Annotated in this window: 18 protein-coding genes and 1 riboswitch; of the genes, 3 read left to right on the forward strand and 15 right to left on the reverse strand. The window is 34.5% G+C overall.

What is annotated here, in order from left to right; genetic code table 11:
* Positions 1-237 precede the first annotated feature (237 nt).
* The 4 genes from KHA96_RS19620 to KHA96_RS19635 form a co-directional block, all read right to left on the reverse strand.
* Positions 238-804 (reverse strand): DUF4256 domain-containing protein, encoded by a 567-nt coding sequence (locus tag KHA96_RS19620; RefSeq protein ID WP_213130993.1) that lies wholly within the window; start codon positions 802-804, stop codon positions 238-240.
* A gap of 178 nt (positions 805-982) precedes the next feature.
* Complete coding sequence (locus KHA96_RS19625) at positions 983-3019, reverse strand: DUF4179 domain-containing protein (RefSeq protein ID WP_213130994.1); 2037 nt, start codon at positions 3017-3019, stop codon at positions 983-985.
* A 304-nt stretch (positions 3020-3323) separates the two neighbouring features.
* Positions 3324-4628 carry a nucleobase:cation symporter-2 family protein gene (locus KHA96_RS19630; protein WP_213130995.1) on the reverse strand — a complete coding sequence of 435 codons (1305 nt, stop codon included), beginning with the start codon at positions 4626-4628 and terminating at the stop codon, positions 3324-3326.
* Positions 4628-5212, reverse strand: coding sequence for a xanthine phosphoribosyltransferase (locus tag KHA96_RS19635; RefSeq protein ID WP_213130996.1), 585 nt, complete (start codon positions 5210-5212; stop codon positions 4628-4630). The genes KHA96_RS19630 and KHA96_RS19635 overlap by 1 nt, the downstream gene beginning before the upstream one ends.
* 140 nt (positions 5213-5352) lie before the next feature.
* Positions 5353-5454, reverse strand: a riboswitch (purine riboswitch).
* 739 nt (positions 5455-6193) lie between these two features.
* Between KHA96_RS19635 and KHA96_RS19640 the strand changes: the two genes are divergently transcribed.
* Both KHA96_RS19640 and KHA96_RS19645 read left to right on the forward strand, forming a co-directional pair.
* Entirely contained in the window at positions 6194-6502 is a 309-nt protein-coding gene (locus tag KHA96_RS19640; protein ID WP_213130997.1) for a DUF3784 domain-containing protein, read from the forward strand.
* A 152-nt stretch (positions 6503-6654) separates the two neighbouring features.
* The gene (locus KHA96_RS19645; protein WP_213130998.1) at positions 6655-6975 is read left to right on the forward strand and encodes a hypothetical protein; all 321 of its coding nucleotides are present in this window, start codon (positions 6655-6657) and stop codon (positions 6973-6975) included.
* A 110-nt stretch (positions 6976-7085) separates the two neighbouring features.
* Here KHA96_RS19645 and KHA96_RS19650 read toward each other — a convergent pair whose 3' ends face one another.
* From KHA96_RS19650 to KHA96_RS19690, 9 genes are all read right to left on the reverse strand, one after another.
* Positions 7086-8114: a phosphotransferase enzyme family protein gene (locus KHA96_RS19650; protein WP_213130999.1), complete on the reverse strand. Its 1029-nt coding sequence runs from the start codon at positions 8112-8114 to the stop codon at positions 7086-7088.
* Positions 8115-8304: 190 nt separating this feature from the next.
* Positions 8305-8949, reverse strand: coding sequence for an HAD family hydrolase (locus KHA96_RS19655; RefSeq protein WP_213131122.1), 645 nt, complete (start codon positions 8947-8949; stop codon positions 8305-8307).
* Between the two features lie 148 nt (positions 8950-9097).
* Positions 9098-9928, reverse strand: coding sequence for a hypothetical protein (locus KHA96_RS19660; RefSeq protein WP_213131000.1), 831 nt, complete (start codon positions 9926-9928; stop codon positions 9098-9100).
* 31 nt (positions 9929-9959) lie between these two features.
* Positions 9960-10328: a DUF5071 domain-containing protein gene (locus KHA96_RS19665; protein ID WP_213131123.1), complete on the reverse strand. Its 369-nt coding sequence runs from the start codon at positions 10326-10328 to the stop codon at positions 9960-9962.
* Positions 10329-10344: 16 nt separating this feature from the next.
* Positions 10345-10593 carry a YcxB family protein gene (locus tag KHA96_RS23165; protein ID WP_249315780.1) on the reverse strand — a complete coding sequence of 83 codons (249 nt, stop codon included), beginning with the start codon at positions 10591-10593 and terminating at the stop codon, positions 10345-10347.
* A 308-nt stretch (positions 10594-10901) separates the two neighbouring features.
* Positions 10902-11381, reverse strand: a complete 480-nt coding sequence (locus KHA96_RS19675; RefSeq protein WP_213131001.1) for a glutathione peroxidase — start codon at positions 11379-11381, stop codon at positions 10902-10904.
* Between the two features lie 272 nt (positions 11382-11653).
* The gene (locus tag KHA96_RS19680) at positions 11654-12607 is read right to left on the reverse strand and encodes a tRNA dihydrouridine synthase (protein ID WP_213131002.1); all 954 of its coding nucleotides are present in this window, start codon (positions 12605-12607) and stop codon (positions 11654-11656) included.
* 431 nt (positions 12608-13038) lie between these two features.
* Positions 13039-13746, reverse strand: a complete 708-nt coding sequence (locus KHA96_RS19685) for a M48 family metallopeptidase (RefSeq protein WP_213131003.1) — start codon at positions 13744-13746, stop codon at positions 13039-13041.
* A 21-nt stretch (positions 13747-13767) separates the two neighbouring features.
* On the reverse strand, positions 13768-14265 hold the full coding sequence (locus KHA96_RS19690; RefSeq protein ID WP_213131004.1) for a YehS family protein: 498 nt from the start codon (positions 14263-14265) through the stop codon (positions 13768-13770).
* A gap of 287 nt (positions 14266-14552) precedes the next feature.
* Between KHA96_RS19690 and KHA96_RS19695 the strand changes: the two genes are divergently transcribed.
* Positions 14553-14702 (forward strand): hypothetical protein, encoded by a 150-nt coding sequence (locus tag KHA96_RS19695; protein WP_213131005.1) that lies wholly within the window; start codon positions 14553-14555, stop codon positions 14700-14702.
* Between the two features lie 18 nt (positions 14703-14720).
* Here the strand turns inward: KHA96_RS19695 and KHA96_RS19700 are convergent, their stop codons facing one another.
* Both KHA96_RS19700 and KHA96_RS19705 read right to left on the reverse strand, forming a co-directional pair.
* A complete protein-coding gene (locus KHA96_RS19700; RefSeq protein ID WP_213131006.1) occupies positions 14721-15176 on the reverse strand; it encodes a CBS domain-containing protein in 456 nt (151 codons plus the stop codon).
* Positions 15177-15309: 133 nt separating this feature from the next.
* Entirely contained in the window at positions 15310-16824 is a 1515-nt protein-coding gene (locus tag KHA96_RS19705) for a DHA2 family efflux MFS transporter permease subunit (RefSeq protein ID WP_213131007.1), read from the reverse strand.
* Positions 16825-16897 lie beyond the last annotated feature (73 nt).

Raw genomic sequence — 16897 nt, forward strand, 5'->3', positions numbered from 1 at the left:
TTCGTTTAGCTTTGTTTAATAGATAATTATATTGTACTCTGAATAGGTGAATATTTCAGTAAATTGAAGCGAGATCTTCTTAACCTTTTTGTATTTCGATAAATTAACTATTTTTGCATGTTCTGATTGGCCAAGGCGAAGTTAATAGCTATGATAGCCATTTAAGAAGCAGAATCCTTACCGGAATCCTGCTTCTTTTATTGAAGCCTTTTTTACTGGTTGCTTTCACACTAATATTTAAACCCTTAATGATCCACGGAAACCCCTGGCAGCATAATAGGAATCTGCTCCATTATGGTACACAAAGACAGTATCGTAACGACAATCACAAAAAATTGCCCCTCCCAGCTTCCTTATATTGGAAGGTGTTTTCACCCAGCTCGATGTTTTCATATCGAAATTACCAAGTTTCTGCAGCTCCCGGTATTGTTCTTCTGTTAAAATCTCTATACCCATGTCAGCCGCCATATCTATAGCATTATTTTCTGGTTTATGTTTTTTCCTTGACTCAAGTGCTTCACGATCATAACAAACACTTCGGCGGCCTTTAGGACTCTCAGCTGAACAATCGAAAAAAATGTATTCATCCGTGTCCTTATCATGACACACAACATCCGGTTCACCGCCAGTACGTTCCATTTCATAAAGCGACCATAGCTTTTCAGTATTAGCATCTAATTTTTCATGGACTTTGGCCCATTCAATCTCTTTATGAAGATTCATGTTTTTGTCAAAACGAGATTTTAATGTCCTAATCATTCCTTCACGTAGTTCTTGGGATAACATTCTTTTTTCCTTCTTCATACTAAAGCCCCCTCGTATCATATGTATAGAAGTCTATCATTAACGGTAATATTCATTAATACTTTGCAAAATTGTTTAGCTGTATCCGCTATTTCGTTTTGTTGGCAACACATGGCTTCTAGAAATTTATTAAACTTATTACCTATAGATGGATTAATATTTGGTGCATACATTAATATTATTTCAACAAGATCGTCACTACATCATCCAAATATTTGGTTGTGCTGTATTCATAAATCTCCAGTTTTTTGGGAACTACTTTCTTTCCAGGGTTACTACTTTGTAACTGTATATTTTCAACTGTAAAGAAATAACGGGGCTGCTCGATTTCTTCATATATGAATGGGTTTTTATCCACATCGTATTCAATCCAGTTTTTATCAACTAGCACTCCTTCTGAATTTATCCCGAATGAGTTAACTTCCTCACCTTCTTCACCCACAATATCGAATTGAATCGATTCATATGCTCGATTTTTAATTTCATGATCGCTTATGACAATCTTAGTAGGCTGTCCAACTTCCACTTTGTCGATGGAGATTGTACTTCCTGCATATTCAAAGGTTTGAGGATATGCCTTTGAAGCATCCAAGTCGATGGATTTTTTATCTTCGATCATTAAATAAACAGATTGGAATTGAATGTTAACCTCTTTTGGCTTTTCTCCAAAAAGTGGGTCAATATGTGTTTGTAAAGAAATCCAATCATTGTTTTCAAATACGACATTGCTGCCGTACATATCGGCTTTCACTATTTTATCGTTCACTTTTAGATTGTCAAAATTAAGAGTTTGTATTCTCTTCCCCGGCAGTTCATATTTAAAAGCACTATGCAGAATAGTCGTCGTTGGAGCAATCGTTAGTTTATCCAATCGAACAGGAAACCCTTCGATTTCAGTTTTTACATCCAACGTATATTCTTTCGAGGGCTGTTTATTTACAGGAATATCAAAATTCCATTCACCTGTTTCATATTCTATGTTTTTGTAATCCCTATTCTGTTCGGAAGAGTCACGAATCAATTTTTGAAGCTTTGAGATCTTAAGTTTTATTGTATCTTTATCATTTAAAAGCGGCCGAAGACTAATCTTTCCTTGGTACACATTCTTATCTATATTATTTGGCTCGGATTTAAGGTCAGGAGGATAGTACCTTGGATAGGCAACAAGATCCATTTTTTGATATTCCTTCACCACAGAAATACCCTCATCGTAATCAATCATATATTGACTTTTTTTAACGGTATCCTCTACTTCATAAAAAACAAGAGTCTGAACATCATCAGCAATCACACTCTTAATCTTAATTTTTATACCATTGTTTTCCGCTTCTAGGTTCAGCCTTTTTCCTAATCCATGTTGTAAAAAAGCGCGTAATTGCTCATCTTCCTCTGTCCATGTATAGTAAAAACTCGTAAATACCCCTGTAAAAACTCCAATACTTGTTAATAATGCGAAAATACTTGCAAAAATAAGCGCTATTCTTCTACGCTTCTTATTTTTCTGTTGTCTATGCTTTTCATTTTCAGCCAGCCTATGTTTGACATTATCCATGAAATGAGAGGGTACATGAAAATCTTCCATTCTTTCAGTAAGATTTAATATAACATCTTGGAAGGTGCCCAAATCCTCACGACAGTTTTGACAATGATAAATATGCATCTCGAAATCAATCTTTTTCGATCTTTCCAAAGTTCTTTCGAAGTAATCGATATAATTCTTATGATACTCCTTACAACCATTAAAGGTTGAACCGTATTCCACTTCTTTCCTTAGTAACTGAACTCCGGTAAACAAAAGCTCTTTCAACTTTTCCACTGAAACTTGGAGAAGATGTGCCGCTTCCTCCAGAGAAAATCCTATTATGTATGTAAGAACAACTGCTTCTTTCTCATCATTTTTCAACTGACCAAGTGAATGAAATAAAACTTTATTTAATTTATCTTTCTTAAACATTTTATCATCAGAAAGTTTCCGGCATATTTGTAGAAAAATAGACATTATCCACATTTTTAATGAGGTTTCTCTATTAAAACTTTGTAATTCCTTATCAATTTTTATAATGGATTGGAAAAATGCTTCTTCTACTTGCTGCTGATTTCTTAGATAGGAGCAACCAAGTGTATAGAACCATTGCTTATGCTGCTCGAACCAATCAACGATAGATTCTACACCTTTTTCTTTTATGGTAGTGAGCTCTATCTTTTCAGGGATCATAATTATGTCTCCCCCTTTTTATATTCACTTTATATCGAATGATGATAGATTGTATAATCCTATTATAGCTATATTTTAATATTAATTAAATTTTATTCTGAATTGAAGGAAATATCGGTAAATTTATTTAAGAATCTTTACTTTTCGATGAATGAACCACTAAATTTTTCCAAATTAAATGCAGTATTCATAAACTAATTTCATATCTTTAATATTGAAACCAAAGGGAACCTCTCATTCTTTGAGAATAAAAAATCCTATTCAGCATGTGTAATTAATCATCACAAGCTGAATAGGAATATTTTTAAGCACTTTGCTTCGATACAACAACGGTTTCCTGCCTTTTCCGATTTGGCAACATATTAAATATAATATTTAGTGCAATGGCAGTTATACTCCCAGCAACAATTCCATTACTTGTTAATATTTGCAGTCCTGATGGAAGTGCCGAAAATAAGTTAGGCGCTACTGTAACACCGAGGCCTAACCCGACAGAACAAGCAATAATCATCGAGTTTTCTTGGGAATCGGAAATAATTTTACTTAGCATTTTAATCCCTTGCGAAACGACCATGCCAAACATCGCCATCATTGCTCCCCCTAAGACCGATGTTGGAATAATGGTTGTGAATGCAGCAATTTTAGGAAAAAATCCAAGGGCGATTAGCATGGCACCCGTAATGAAAATCACTTTACGGGAACGAACACCTGACATTTGAATCAAACCAACATTTTGCGAAAATGTTGTGTATGGGAAGGCATTGAAAAGCCCGCCAATGACGGAAGCCAGCCCTTCTGCTCGATAGCCTTTTGCCAAGTCTTCTTTCTTCAACTTCTTATCACATATATCACTCAAAGCGAAATAAACACCTGTAGATTCCACTAAAGATACCATCCCAACGATTGTCATTGTAAGGATGGCTGACCATTCAAATGTTGGATATCCAAAATAAAAGGGTCTTACGATTTGTGCAATGGCCGCATCCTGAACGGGCATTAAATCAACCTTGCCCATAATACTGGCAGCAATTGTTCCTACACCTAGACCGAGTAAAATCGAGATGGCCCGAATAAAGCCTGTGGAAAATCGGAAGATTAATATAATCATGATTAAGGTTCCAAAAGCTAGTACAATATTCGACAATGATCCATAGTCTGCCGCATCTTGGCCGCCGCCCATATTATTGATCGCTACTGGAATAAGCGTAATACCAATTATGGTCACAACAGAACCTGTTACGACAGGAGGAAAAAACTTAATCAATTTGCCAAAAAAGCCGGCAATCAACATGATAATTAGGCCTGAAGCAATAACGGAACCATAAATAGCAGAAATCCCAAATTCCTCGCCAATTTTCATAATCGGTCCTACCGCTGTAAATGTACAACCAAGCACAACCGGAAGACCGATTCCGACAAATCGGTTATTTATGATTTGTAAAAGTGTAGCAACTCCACACATCAAAATATCAATCGACACAAGATACGTTAACTGTTTATGATCAAACCCCAACGAATTTCCGATAATTAATGGCACGAGAATAGCACCTGCGTACATAGCCAAAAGATGCTGGATTCCCAATGTCGTGGATTTCAGTGCATTTTTCATCAGATATAACTCCCCTCCATAAATTCAACTTTTCCATTTTGCAAGGAGGCGATATTGGCGAGTGATTCAACCCGAATACCGCGATCACGAATTAATTGACCACCTGATTGGAATCCTTTTTCAATAACAATGCCAACTCCAGCAAGTTTTGCTCCTGCTTGCTCAATCATTTCAAGTAAACCCAAAACGGCTTGTCCATTTGCTAAAAAGTCATCAATAATCAAGATGACGTCATCTTGTTGAATAAAATCACCGGAAATAGAAATTTCGTTTGTTTCCTTTTTTGTAAATGAGTGGACTTTAGCCGTATAAAGATTTTCTGATAACGTTAATGACTTCCTTTTCCGCGCAAATACGACGGGGACGTTCATTAAAAGTCCTGCCATCGTTGCTGGAGCAATTCCAGATGACTCGATGGTTATAATTTTTGTAACACCAGCTTCCTGAAAGCGAATGGCAAATTCCTCGCCTATTTCCTTCATTAAATTCGGATCTATTTGATGATTTAAAAACGAATCCACTTTTAAAACAGTATCCGACAAGACTCTTCCTTCTGAAATAATTTTCTCCAGTAATGTCTTCACATTGATGTCCCCTTTCAACGAACTGATTAAAAAACAAAAAAACTCGGAGACGGTGCCCCTATATAAATGGAGGGCAGCAAAGTCTTCGAGTTTACGTCTTAAGAAATAGGAAAAAACAAGATTATGAAATAACCTTATTTTTCCAATCATTTGCCACCCATAGTCGATTTGTTTACGGCAAATCGGTAGAAACTTGCAGGCCCTATCCCTGCGATTATATGAGTGAATTACTATAGAATTGTAGAATATTGTTATTATAGCATTTATTAATGGATTTTCAATCATAACTTTTTGGTAATTGAAAAAGGATTGTAGTAATAAAAATTAGTTCTTAAATAGGATGAATTCGAGAATCTTCTCGTATATTCCCAAGGCAGCAAAATCTGAATTAATTAAGAGATAAGTGTAAATAAAGCCTAAGGTTTTAGTTTTATTATTTATCATCTTTTTGATTTTAGTCTAGTAACTATATAGATTATTAAATCTATCGTTAAAAATAGTAAACCAATAACTAATAAATATTTAAAAAATTCAGATGTCGAGTAACCTCCAACGTAGATAAAATATAAAAATATACAAAAAAACCCTATACTAGAAAAGACTTTCTGAATCTTCATCACAATATTAATCTCCTTTTAAGATTGAGAGTATTGTATGTAATTCTTTTTTTAATATAAATAATTTTACTGTTTTTCATACTACAAATTAATATAATAATAATCCCCCTTAACGATCCTTTCTTATTTTCATTTTTAATATTTTTAGAAACCTTACTTGCCACAACTTTAAGTTATAGTAATAACAAAATGCACAAAAAACTTGCATTAATCCTACTTTGTTTATAGTCATATTGAATATTAGATTCGGATTGAAAATGATATTATTTTAAAATTAATAAAATACTATATGTGTGATTTAATACCCTTAGTTAGTGAAACCTTTACATTTGATTACCGTAAATATATTTATGGAGATGATTTTATGAGAACATTTACTACCATAGCATCAATAATAGCTGGGATATTTATCATTTATTTAGGTTATTTAATTAGAGTAAAAAAGATGTTATCCCTAATCATTGGTTATAGCGACAGTACTTTTTACGGTGACAAAGATAAATATGCTAAAAGAACAGGATTTACTGCAATAATATTAGGAATCATAGTTGCTGCAATGCCTTTAGTGGTTTTTGTTTTTGGTGAAGGTACTATACACATATATAAATACATGATTGGCGTATATGTCGTACTAATAATAATAATGGCTAATTATTGGCGGTTTCGTTTATAAAGAAATTCGTAAAAAGATATCATTTCTTTGTTCTCCAATATGTTAAGATTAAATATTCTTATAAGGATGGAAATTCCTTTTAATAAAACGCCATATTGTTTAATTAACTTTTTAAGATTTCATTAGAACAAAAAGTGAAAGGAGATTCTCATATGGGGTTAGTCATAGGAATTATGCGTATCGTACTACCTATTATAATAGTTGGAGGAATTGGAGTATTTGTAGTTAAAAGGCTTGAATATAAATATAACCAGGGGAACCTTGGCAAGAAAAAATCAAAGAGTGCTCAAGATTTATTAGTTAGTTTAATACCATTTGGGATGCTGTTTGGTTGTTCTATTGGGATAATTCTTAGTATATTTTTCCAATCATCACCATTATCTTCCATTAGTTTAGGCGCTGGAATTGGCCTATTATTTGGATATTTTGCTTTTGAAATTTATAGTACGAAAAGAACAGCCATTCATAAATAGCTATCTTCTTTATACTGCGCGTTTCCTCATGTAGGAAACGACGCAGTTTTCCTTATATTATTCACTAAGGTACATTTTGAACTTAAATGCTATTAATTCGAAATTTAGCTTTACCATATATTAACTACTGATTCACTATTTTCAATCCTTATTCTGCTTTCTTTTAGCCAATCAATATTCCATTGGTGTAAGGTAGAAAAGTCCCAACTTCGATAACAGCCTGCATACACAATGATTTCTCTTAATAGCAGAAATATAGGAATCTGTTTTAACCATTTTTCATCAAAATAGCTTTGTTCTTTATATCCTTTTAGAAAGTGTTCCATAAATAAACGGGCTTGAGATTCTCTTCTTGCTTTTCCATCTTCTCCACCGTAGACATAAACAAAATAATATAACGGAATGGCAATATCCTCAATAAACCAACTGTATTGCGCCTCATCAAAATCAAAAAGGGTTATTTTCCCTTCATCATTCACTAGGAAATTCCCAACACCTATATCACCATGAATAAGTCCATATGAATTTTCATCTTTAGGAATATTATTTTGAATTTTGTTTATTACATTTCGACTGGCTTCAAGTACTAAGATTTGATCTGATGGGATAAAATTGTCCACATTTTTCAGGTAATAATTTTGGTGCCAATCATGTCTACGTGTCAATTCATCCTTTGGTTTATAGACTTTTGATAAGGAATGGACTTTTCCCATGATTTGACCTAGTTTGTAATAAAGATTGGTATCATTTAGACATTCAGGATAGCCAATTTTTGAACCTTCCGCCTTTATAAAGGAGCTTACAATAAAAACTACGTTCGCTGTATTAATAACTTCTACATAATTTCCCGATTTAGACTGTATGGGTCTCGAGACAGAAACATCATTTTGGGCCAAATATAGTAGCCAATCCATTTCCCCTATTACAGCATTAACACTACGATGAGAGCTAGGGGTAAATCTTAAAATATATTTTTGATTAGCTTTTTTATATTCATATATAAAATTCTGCCAATTTCCAAGATGGGATAATTCTGTGAATGGAATACCGAACCTATTTGCTCCAGTGGATAAAATTTCCTTATTAAAATGATCAATAATATCTTGTTCCACAACTTCTTCTCCCTTTAATTTTTTCATGAAAAAGCATTCAAGGTAATGAGATTGATTTCCCTTATTAATTAATACTTTTAAAAAGAAAGAGCGCAATTCTTAATCAAAAAATGCGCCCTATCCTATGAAATAAATAAGAAATGATCCCAATCATAAAATTACTTGTTCACCTATCCCTAATACTCATTATGTAAAAATGCACTTGTTTTTGGTAGCCCTATTTCAAATTTTCAAGTGATTGTATAAATTCATTTACAGTATAAAACATTTGATCTGGTTGAACACTAAACTCCAGTGTCTGATAATTTGGCAACCACTTTACTCCAATAGTATGTACGTTAGAACGTTTACCCGCAAGTATGTCGGCGTCGCTATCTCCTAGAAAAACAGCTTCGGTATTTTTTATATTAAGTTGTTCCAATGCTTTATTTATTCCTTCTGGATGAGGTTTTGGTTTTTCAACATCATCACCAGTAATGATTACATCAAATAAGTTATTCATATTAAGGCAGTCTAAAGAAATGAGCAGACTTCTGCTCGCTTTTCCTGTTACGATCCCTAGCTTGTACCCTTCTCTTTTTAAAAGTAGAAGTAGGTTGTCAATTTCCTCATTATATTGAACGAGCTCTTGATGCTTTTCTATATATTTTTCATAATATAATTCAATGGCTTTATCATAATTGGAATCTCTAAGGTTTTCTTTAATAATCCCCGTCTCGGATGGACCGAACATAGCCTTAATATCATCTGAAGTAACCTCTAGATTGTCAAACTCCTTAAATACAGCCTGAAACGCATAAAAACAAACCGGCAAAGTATCGGCAAGAGTACCATCAAAATCAAAAATAATCGCTTTAATAATTAAACACCCCTGTAACAAAATAATTACTCTTTAGAATGATTGAATTTTCTACACCAAGTAATAATTTACATATACTTGTTTGAATAACTAACAGATTTAGAAAATTGTTTATGCCAAACTATCTATTCAGCTGTTTCTCCACTTCTATTTAAGCGATATTTCCACCGTGCATTGAAAACATATAAACATCATCTTCATCTGTTACAGTCCAGCCATCAAAATACTGACTAGCATGAAATACATCTAAAAAGAGGTTGTCACATTGAATAATAAGAAACGGACATTGTTCGAATAACAGTACATCTTGAATTGTTTTACCAATCAATAATTCCTTGATTGTTTTCCATTCCCTTTGGTTAGATTGGATATCTGTTTCTCCAAATAAAATTACATCCGTATCTCGAATTCTCCAGGGACATTCAATCATAATGGCACCTTTTACTAGTTGAATAATGAAATTAGGATTTGATTCGACGGCCGTAACCTTTTGCCCTATGAATTCTTTAAAATCGATTTTACTTATTTTCGTATGCCACGTCTTACGAGCATGTGTCATAATCATTTCATTCATTTTGTCCTTCGTATAAACATCATCATTATCTCTGTACTGAAAGTCATCAATAGCCTTACTGATCTCTTGCCAAATCATTTGTTCATCGAATAAATGATGGGCGATCGTACAATCATATATCTCTTTCACAATTGAAACAGCATTCTTAACAGGTAATAATAACTGTGAGTGTAGATGTTTTACATGATAATGTAAACATTGTTCTTTTGGAGGAGGTTTTTGCTGCAACGCTTTCATTACATTTGAAAACATTTCTTCCAATTCAAATAGATTAAATGGCTCTTTCATACTAGCTAACTTCTTAATTTCTATAACATCCAAATAGAGATGATGTTTTGCCCACTCTATATAATCTGATGCTCTTACAGAATGGGTATACTTCTTGTAGTACAATTCTAAAAGGTCCATAGAGATCTCCTATACATGTATCCTAATAAAATTATTTAATCGTTTGCAAAATAAACATGGCCGTTTCATCAAGTTCTTCTAATTTTTCTTCAGCTGTAGGTCTTTCAACCAGCCTGATTAAGTCAGTCTCAAATACCTTTCTGGATTCTTCAGGCAGTCTTTTAACTAAAATTTCTAAACACCAATATTTCCAAACGTTATCGTCGGTTTCTAAAACTTTCTCAATATAGGGAACGATTTCATTCGGGAACTCAAGTAGCAGTTCCGCCACTTCCTCTGCAATGGGCCAGTTCATGTCCTGAATCCATTTCATAAGACTTGGCAACAAGGGGAGAAGTTCTGTTCTATCCAGTTCCTTTAATTTATATATACTACCAAAATCATGCTTGTTTTGGGCAATTGATTAGCGTAAATATTCATTTTGTTACTTTGGATATAAGATAAGCTTTTACTTTCTCAACATCATTTAAATCTCTTTTCGGAAGTATGTATGCACTTACTGAGCTGTTGTACAAATAGATGTTATGCTGGTCCTCACTTATTGTTTTAATTCCAGACCAAGTTACTTTTGTTACACCATTAGAAGTTGAATCCATTATCCCCTCATCAGATAACATCATATTATGCTCACCTAATAAGCCATCATTCCCGCCCTCTTTTATCATTTTCTTTGTATTTCTAAGGACAAAAGAATAGAAATATTTCGGATAAAAAATAATCCACAGAATACTTATTGCTAAAAAAGTTATGAATAACCCAAGAAAAGGTAGGTTCCCTATTTTTGAAAGCACAAATGATGCAATAATAAAGAAGATCGGCGTTAAAAATCTTTGCATATTTAATGTTCTATTGACCGTTTTTGAATTTTTTATGTGAAACAGATTAAAGGTTAAATAATCTTCCTCTGTTAAATTGAATTTTATCTCTATTGAAATCACCTTCTTTTGTTGTCTTTAATATGAAACCTTTACATTTAATCTATATATCTAACTATGTCTTCTTCTATTTGATCTGGCTTTGTTGTAGGTGAATATCGTTCAACGACTAGTCCTTTTTGATCAACAAGAAATTTTGTGAAATTCCATTTAATTGCCTTCGAAAAAAGACCATTTTTTTGTTCTTTTAAATACGTGTATAAAGGATGTTCATTTTCTCCATTTACATCAATTTTAGCGAACATCGGAAAGCTGACTCCATAGTTGCGTTGGCAAAACTGAATAGTCTCTTCAATATTATCAAACTCTTGTTGTTTAAATTGATCACATGGAAAACCTAGAATAACAAAACCGCGGTCCTTATATTTTTCATAAAGTGCTTGAAGTCCTTCAAATTGCGGAGTAAAACCACATTTACTAGCCGTATTCACAATAAGCAACGTGTTTCCAGCATAATCTCTCAATGTTTTTTCCTTACCGTCTGACATTTTTACTGTGTAGTCATATATGGTTTTCACTAAATTTCCTCCTAACAAATTATCGTTTCCTCAATTTACATTTTACTATATTACTACAAGAAAGTAGAATTGACGGATTAATTACTGCTGTAGAAAAATAATGTTGTTATATAGATTTGGTCATTTCCTGCTCTTGATATTAAGTGCTAATGTGACGGCTTCTGAGATTACTGGGAAAGCAAGATTTGAGAAAAAAGTTACGAGCATAAGGGAAACTGACTAGAATAAGTCAGCACCTCAACGATACACCTTCCGTCCCATCAACATTTTCTTTACTTAAAGTTATTGAGCATCGTGCGCACTTCATCTGTTGAATTTGTGCTCATCAATTGATTTCTTAGTTCACTAGCCCCTCGAAAGCCTTTGACATATATTTTAAAGAAGCGATGAAGAGCTTTGAACGGACGCAGCTCTAATTTTGAATATTTATCATGGAGATCAAGATGCAATCTTAAGAGATCCAGTAATTCCTCACTGCTATGATCCTTCGGTTCTTTTTCAAAAGCAAATGGATTACTGAAAATACCACGCCCAATCATAACCCCATCTACACCATATTGGTGGACAAGCTCCAAGCCAGTTTGACGGTCAGGAATATCCCCATTGATCGTCAAAAGTGTATCTGGTGCCAGCTGGTCACGAAGTTTTTTTATCTCCGGGATCATTTCCCAATGTGCATCTACTTTGCTCATTTCCTTTCTTGTACGCAGATGAATCGAAAGATTAGCGATGTCTTGTTCCAATATATGTTTGAGCCAATCATGCCATTCGTCTACATCCGTGTAACCAAGCCTCGTTTTTACACTTACAGGCAATCCGCCTGCTTTTGCTGCTTGTATTAAATCTGCCGCAACTTCTGGACGACAGATAAGGCCGCTGCCCTTCCCATTCTGTGCCACATTCGGTACAGGGCAGCCCATATTAATATCTAAACCTCGAAAGCCTAATTCCGCCATACCAATACTCATTTGTCGAAAGTATTCAGGCTTATCCCCCCATATATGGGCTACAATCGGCTGCTCATCCTCTGTAAAAGTCAAACGCCCACGCACACTCTGAATCCCCTGTGGGTGACAATAACTCTCCGTGTTTGTAAACTCTGTAAAAAAAACATCAGGTCTAGCTGCCGCGCTTACTACATGTCGAAAAACAACATCCGTCACATCTTCCATTGGTGCCAATATAAAAAAAGGTCGTGGTAAATCACGCCAAAAATTATTTATCATATACAAATTCAAATCCTCTCATTATGGGATACTGAATCAACCTCTTATCCCAAAATCAAAAGCAAAGTGTCCCTGCTTCTTTTACACTTATACCATGCTTAATCACTTTTTTTCAATCAAATCGTAAATGTTTACCTCATTAACCAGTTTTCCACTAAAATAAGTTTGCAAAAAAGATTGAAAGAACATTTGGATTGACTAGATTTAACAGAAAAATGCCCCGAAATCGCAAAAGTATTTTTTCACGAAATCAGGGTCTAACTGGCAAATGTTTATTGATAATTGGAAGAGCGATTTTAAATTCTCATTCCAAATCTATCACGACTTCGACATATCTGAAGTGTATTGGTTACAGATAGTATGTTATACCTTCCTGTACTAAATAAAAAGATGTTATTTAATCTTGTACTTCGCAGTAGGTCTCGGGACTATTATATAGTCATCTTCCAGTTTGATAAAGCCAGCCAGTTTTCCTTTTCCTTATAATCAGGCATTATTTTTCCGACAAGGCGCCAGAAGGATCTGTCATGATTTAGATGTACCATATGGCACATTTCATGAACGACTACATAGTCAACAACCTCAGGCGGCGCCATTGCTAATCGCCAATTAAATGTTAACTGCAGCTTTGAATCACAGGTTCCCCAAGTCGTTTTACTATCCGAGATACGAATAGAACGTGGTTTTGTTTTGAAGTTGCTTTGATAGGAGGAAATGCTCTTTTCCACTAATGCCTTACACTTCTGGTAGTAAAATCTTTTCAAAGCTTGTTTTATTTTTTCATTGTCTGGCTGCACTACATATATATGGAGCTTACCCTCTTCAAACACTACGTGTTCTTTTGTGATATTAATGTCTTGGGAGATCTGGATGGGATAACTTTTTCCTAAATAAAGAAAACTCTCACCATACTCGTATACCTTTTTCTGAGGTCCCAGGAGCCTATCCTTCATTTCTTTTAATTTTTGCTGTATAAGATCCCATTTTTCTTCTAGTAATCGAAGCACTTTATCATCAGGTGTCCCTTTCGGAGCTTGAACTTCAATATTTCCATAACTATCTATTGTAATTCCAATGGAAGTGCGATTTTTGTACTTGATTTCAAAACGTATTGTCTCATCTAAGTAGGTATGTATCATGTCATCACCTGTTTTTAAGGCTTATCCCCTGTATTTGATCGCCAACCCTTTTAAGAAATTCCTTGCGTATTTATCTCCGCACTCTTTATAATTCTTATGACCTTCTTTTCTTAGTAAAGCGCCAAGTTCCCCTTTTGTGACCGTGATTCCTGCATTTTCAAATACATCCAGCATATCCTCAGTCGTTAATGCTAATGCAATTTTCACCTTCTTTAACAACAGATTATTAACATTTGCACTTTTCTTTATAGACGAATCTAGGGTATCAGCCTGCCCTGGTTTAGGCTCTTGTTTTCCTCTTTTATAAATAATCAAACCATTTAAAAACGAATCTAACATACTGTTATTACATTTTATTTGTTCTTCACTTTCCTCATCATATTCGTCCGACTTTGTGAGAATCTTTATTACTTCTGGGACCGTTACATTCACTCCACCAAGTTTAAAGATCTCTGCCATTGCTTTATTTTTAATTTCTAGCGCATATCTCAAACGAATTAATATATCGTTATTATCCATATAGACCTCCATACAAAAAATAGATATTTACCAACTGATTAATCTTATATTATCTCATAGCAAATCGGATATCAAAAAAGTATAAAGGCAACTCGTAATAGGTTAGTTGCCTACTGTTTGTAAAACTAAAATGACCTCTTTCGAAAATTCATCTTTAAACCTACATTCTTCAGTTACAGTTAATATTCGAAAACGGTCGAATTTAATTCGATTTTCCACATGTTTTTTACGACTTTTAGGTCTAAAAATAATCTAGATAAGGGATTAAGCAAGAAACAGCCCCGAAATTGGAAAAGTATTTTTCGCAAAATCAGGGCTGGAATCTATATGACAGAGAAATGATACACTTGCTTTCAGCAGGATTGATGATATTAGTTTTAGTTTTGAGACTAAAGGGAGCAATTCCTCATAATTCAACACAAGAGTTAGATGCATGATTCTAGATTCAAGTGCTGTTATAATATGGCGTTGAAAGAATGTCTAATGACATCTCCTCGACTAATTATTCCCACCAATACCCCATTACGCTCCACTGGCAGTTTTTTAATTTGTTTTTTTCCTAACATGGCCGCAATATTTTCTACCTCTTCATTCCATGAGACCGTAATAACTTTCCTTTTGGCGAGTTCAAGAACATTCATATTAAGCAATGTTTGTACTCTCTCTTCAAATTCTACATCGTCACCTTTGATAACAGTAATATAAAAGAAAAAGCTAATAATTCGATCCTCATGCTTGCCGATATATCGCATAATATCTCCGTCACTTATATACGCGACAATTTCGTTTCTGTCATTTACCACAGGGAGACCGCTTATTCGGTGTTCAATAAACTTTTCAATGACAGATCGAACAGTACCATTTTCCTTTACTTTATATACTTGCTTTATCATGATTTCAAATGCCTTCATACACATTTACCTCACAAATAAGGCCCTTATTGTACATGTTCTTGCTTAGCCTGGATAGTTTCCGCGGGACAAGTAAGCTCATCCCTTTTTTACTGAAGTTGCTCTAAAATAAATGTACATATATAATTATTGATTAATTTGAAACGGGTTTAGCTATGGTCTTCCCTTGCTTATTTAGTATATTCGCTGGTTCCTTACTTGTATCCACACGTTTAATAAAGAAAACTAATAGCAGTGCGACAATATTTATGCCAAGCGCTACATAGAATGAATATTGAATTCCGGCCAATAAAGCTTTCTGTGTTACTAATGTCTTCGTAGCTTCTGTAAAGGTTGTTGGATCCACACTAGCCATTAAACTTTCAGCTTTTGTTTTTGTCACGGAATTCATAATCGTAACTAGAACAGCTGTACCAATCGAACCGGATACTTGTTGAGCTGTATTATTAATGGCTGTACCGTGAGGGTTTAATCGAGTTGGTAGTTGATTAAGACCATTTGTCATAATTGGCATCATCACCATTGCCATCCCGAACATGCGTAAAGTATAAACAAGAATAATATAAGTGTGACTTGAGTCAATCTGCAGATGTGCCAACATATAAGTTGAAATGGCTGTTATGGTAAGCCCTGTTACACCAAGAATTCGTGGTCCATATTTATCAAAGAGTTTACCTGTAATTGGTGACATAATCCCCATGATGATTGCACCCGGCAGCATCATCAGCCCTGAATCCAGCGGTGAAATGCCGCGAACGCTTTGTACATAAGCTGGTGTTAAAATCATACCCGAGAACATCGCTACCGCATTGACGATTGCAATAACAGAAGCCAGTGCAAACATTGGGTACTTGTAAGCACGTAAATCTAATAACGGCTCATCCATTCTTAATTGACGAACAATGAAGACAGCAAGAGAAATTGCTCCGACGATTAACGTTGTTAGGACGATTTTATCTGTCCAGCCGTCTGAGCTTGCGGCACTAAAACCGTACAGCAGTCCTCCAAATCCGATGGAAGATAATACTACTGATAAGTAATCAAGCTTTGCATTTTTATTTTGTTCCATGACATTCTCAGATTTCCATATCCCTAACAATAAGCTAATGACCGCTAATGGTAAAATCATTTCGAAAAGTAAACGCCAGTCATAATATTCTACAATATAACCTGATAACGTTGGCCCAATTGCCGGAGCTGTAATCATAACCAACCCGAAAATACCCATTACCGCTCCACGTTTTTCACGCGGAAAACTTATTAGCATTATATTCATTAACAAAGGTCCCATTACCGATGAACCTGCTGCCTGAACCATCCTTCCGGTCAGTAATACTCCAAAGTTTGGTGCAAAAGCTGCTAAGGCAGTACCTAAAGTAAAAATGACCATTGATGTAATAAATAAGCTTCTATTCGAGAACCGTGTTAATAAAAATGCCGATGCCGGAATTAAAATACCACTAACAAGCATATAACCTGTAGCAAGCCATTGAATGGTTGAATAATCTTTAATTCCTAAATCAACCATCATAGACGGTAAGGCAACATTTAAAAGTGAGTTATTTAAAAAAGAAACAAATGCTCCGACAAAAAGAATCGCAAGCATAAAATACGGAGGTTTTTTTCCTTGTAGTTTTGTTGAATTCATATAGTTGTTTTCTCCTCTAGTAAAATTCTATTTGATCATTTTGGGCCGTTTGCATATTTGTGCATCAATACCT

This window comes from Bacillus sp. FJAT-49711, assembly GCF_018343715.1.
Taxonomy (GTDB): Bacteria; Bacillota; Bacilli; order Bacillales; family Bacillaceae_C; genus Lederbergia.

Coding starts and splice junctions, on each gene's coding strand:
- KHA96_RS19705 (WP_213131007.1), bottom strand. CDS start 16,824: ATGAATTCAACAAAACTACAAGGAAAAAAACCTCCGTATTTTATGCTT.
- KHA96_RS19640 (WP_213130997.1), top strand. CDS start 6,194: ATGAGAACATTTACTACCATAGCATCAATAATAGCTGGGATATTTATC.
- KHA96_RS19625 (WP_213130994.1), bottom strand. CDS start 3,019: ATGATCCCTGAAAAGATAGAGCTCACTACCATAAAAGAAAAAGGTGTA.
- KHA96_RS19645 (WP_213130998.1), top strand. CDS start 6,655: ATGGGGTTAGTCATAGGAATTATGCGTATCGTACTACCTATTATAATA.
- KHA96_RS23165 (WP_249315780.1), bottom strand. CDS start 10,593: ATGATAAAAGAGGGCGGGAATGATGGCTTATTAGGTGAGCATAATATG.
- KHA96_RS19680 (WP_213131002.1), bottom strand. CDS start 12,607: ATGATAAATAATTTTTGGCGTGATTTACCACGACCTTTTTTTATATTG.
- KHA96_RS19685 (WP_213131003.1), bottom strand. CDS start 13,746: ATGATACATACCTACTTAGATGAGACAATACGTTTTGAAATCAAGTAC.
- KHA96_RS19690 (WP_213131004.1), bottom strand. CDS start 14,265: ATGGATAATAACGATATATTAATTCGTTTGAGATATGCGCTAGAAATT.
- KHA96_RS19620 (WP_213130993.1), bottom strand. CDS start 804: ATGAAGAAGGAAAAAAGAATGTTATCCCAAGAACTACGTGAAGGAATG.
- KHA96_RS19660 (WP_213131000.1), bottom strand. CDS start 9,928: ATGGACCTTTTAGAATTGTACTACAAGAAGTATACCCATTCTGTAAGA.
- KHA96_RS19650 (WP_213130999.1), bottom strand. CDS start 8,114: ATGAAAAAATTAAAGGGAGAAGAAGTTGTGGAACAAGATATTATTGAT.
- KHA96_RS19630 (WP_213130995.1), bottom strand. CDS start 4,628: ATGAAAAATGCACTGAAATCCACGACATTGGGAATCCAGCATCTTTTG.
- KHA96_RS19700 (WP_213131006.1), bottom strand. CDS start 15,176: ATGAAGGCATTTGAAATCATGATAAAGCAAGTATATAAAGTAAAGGAA.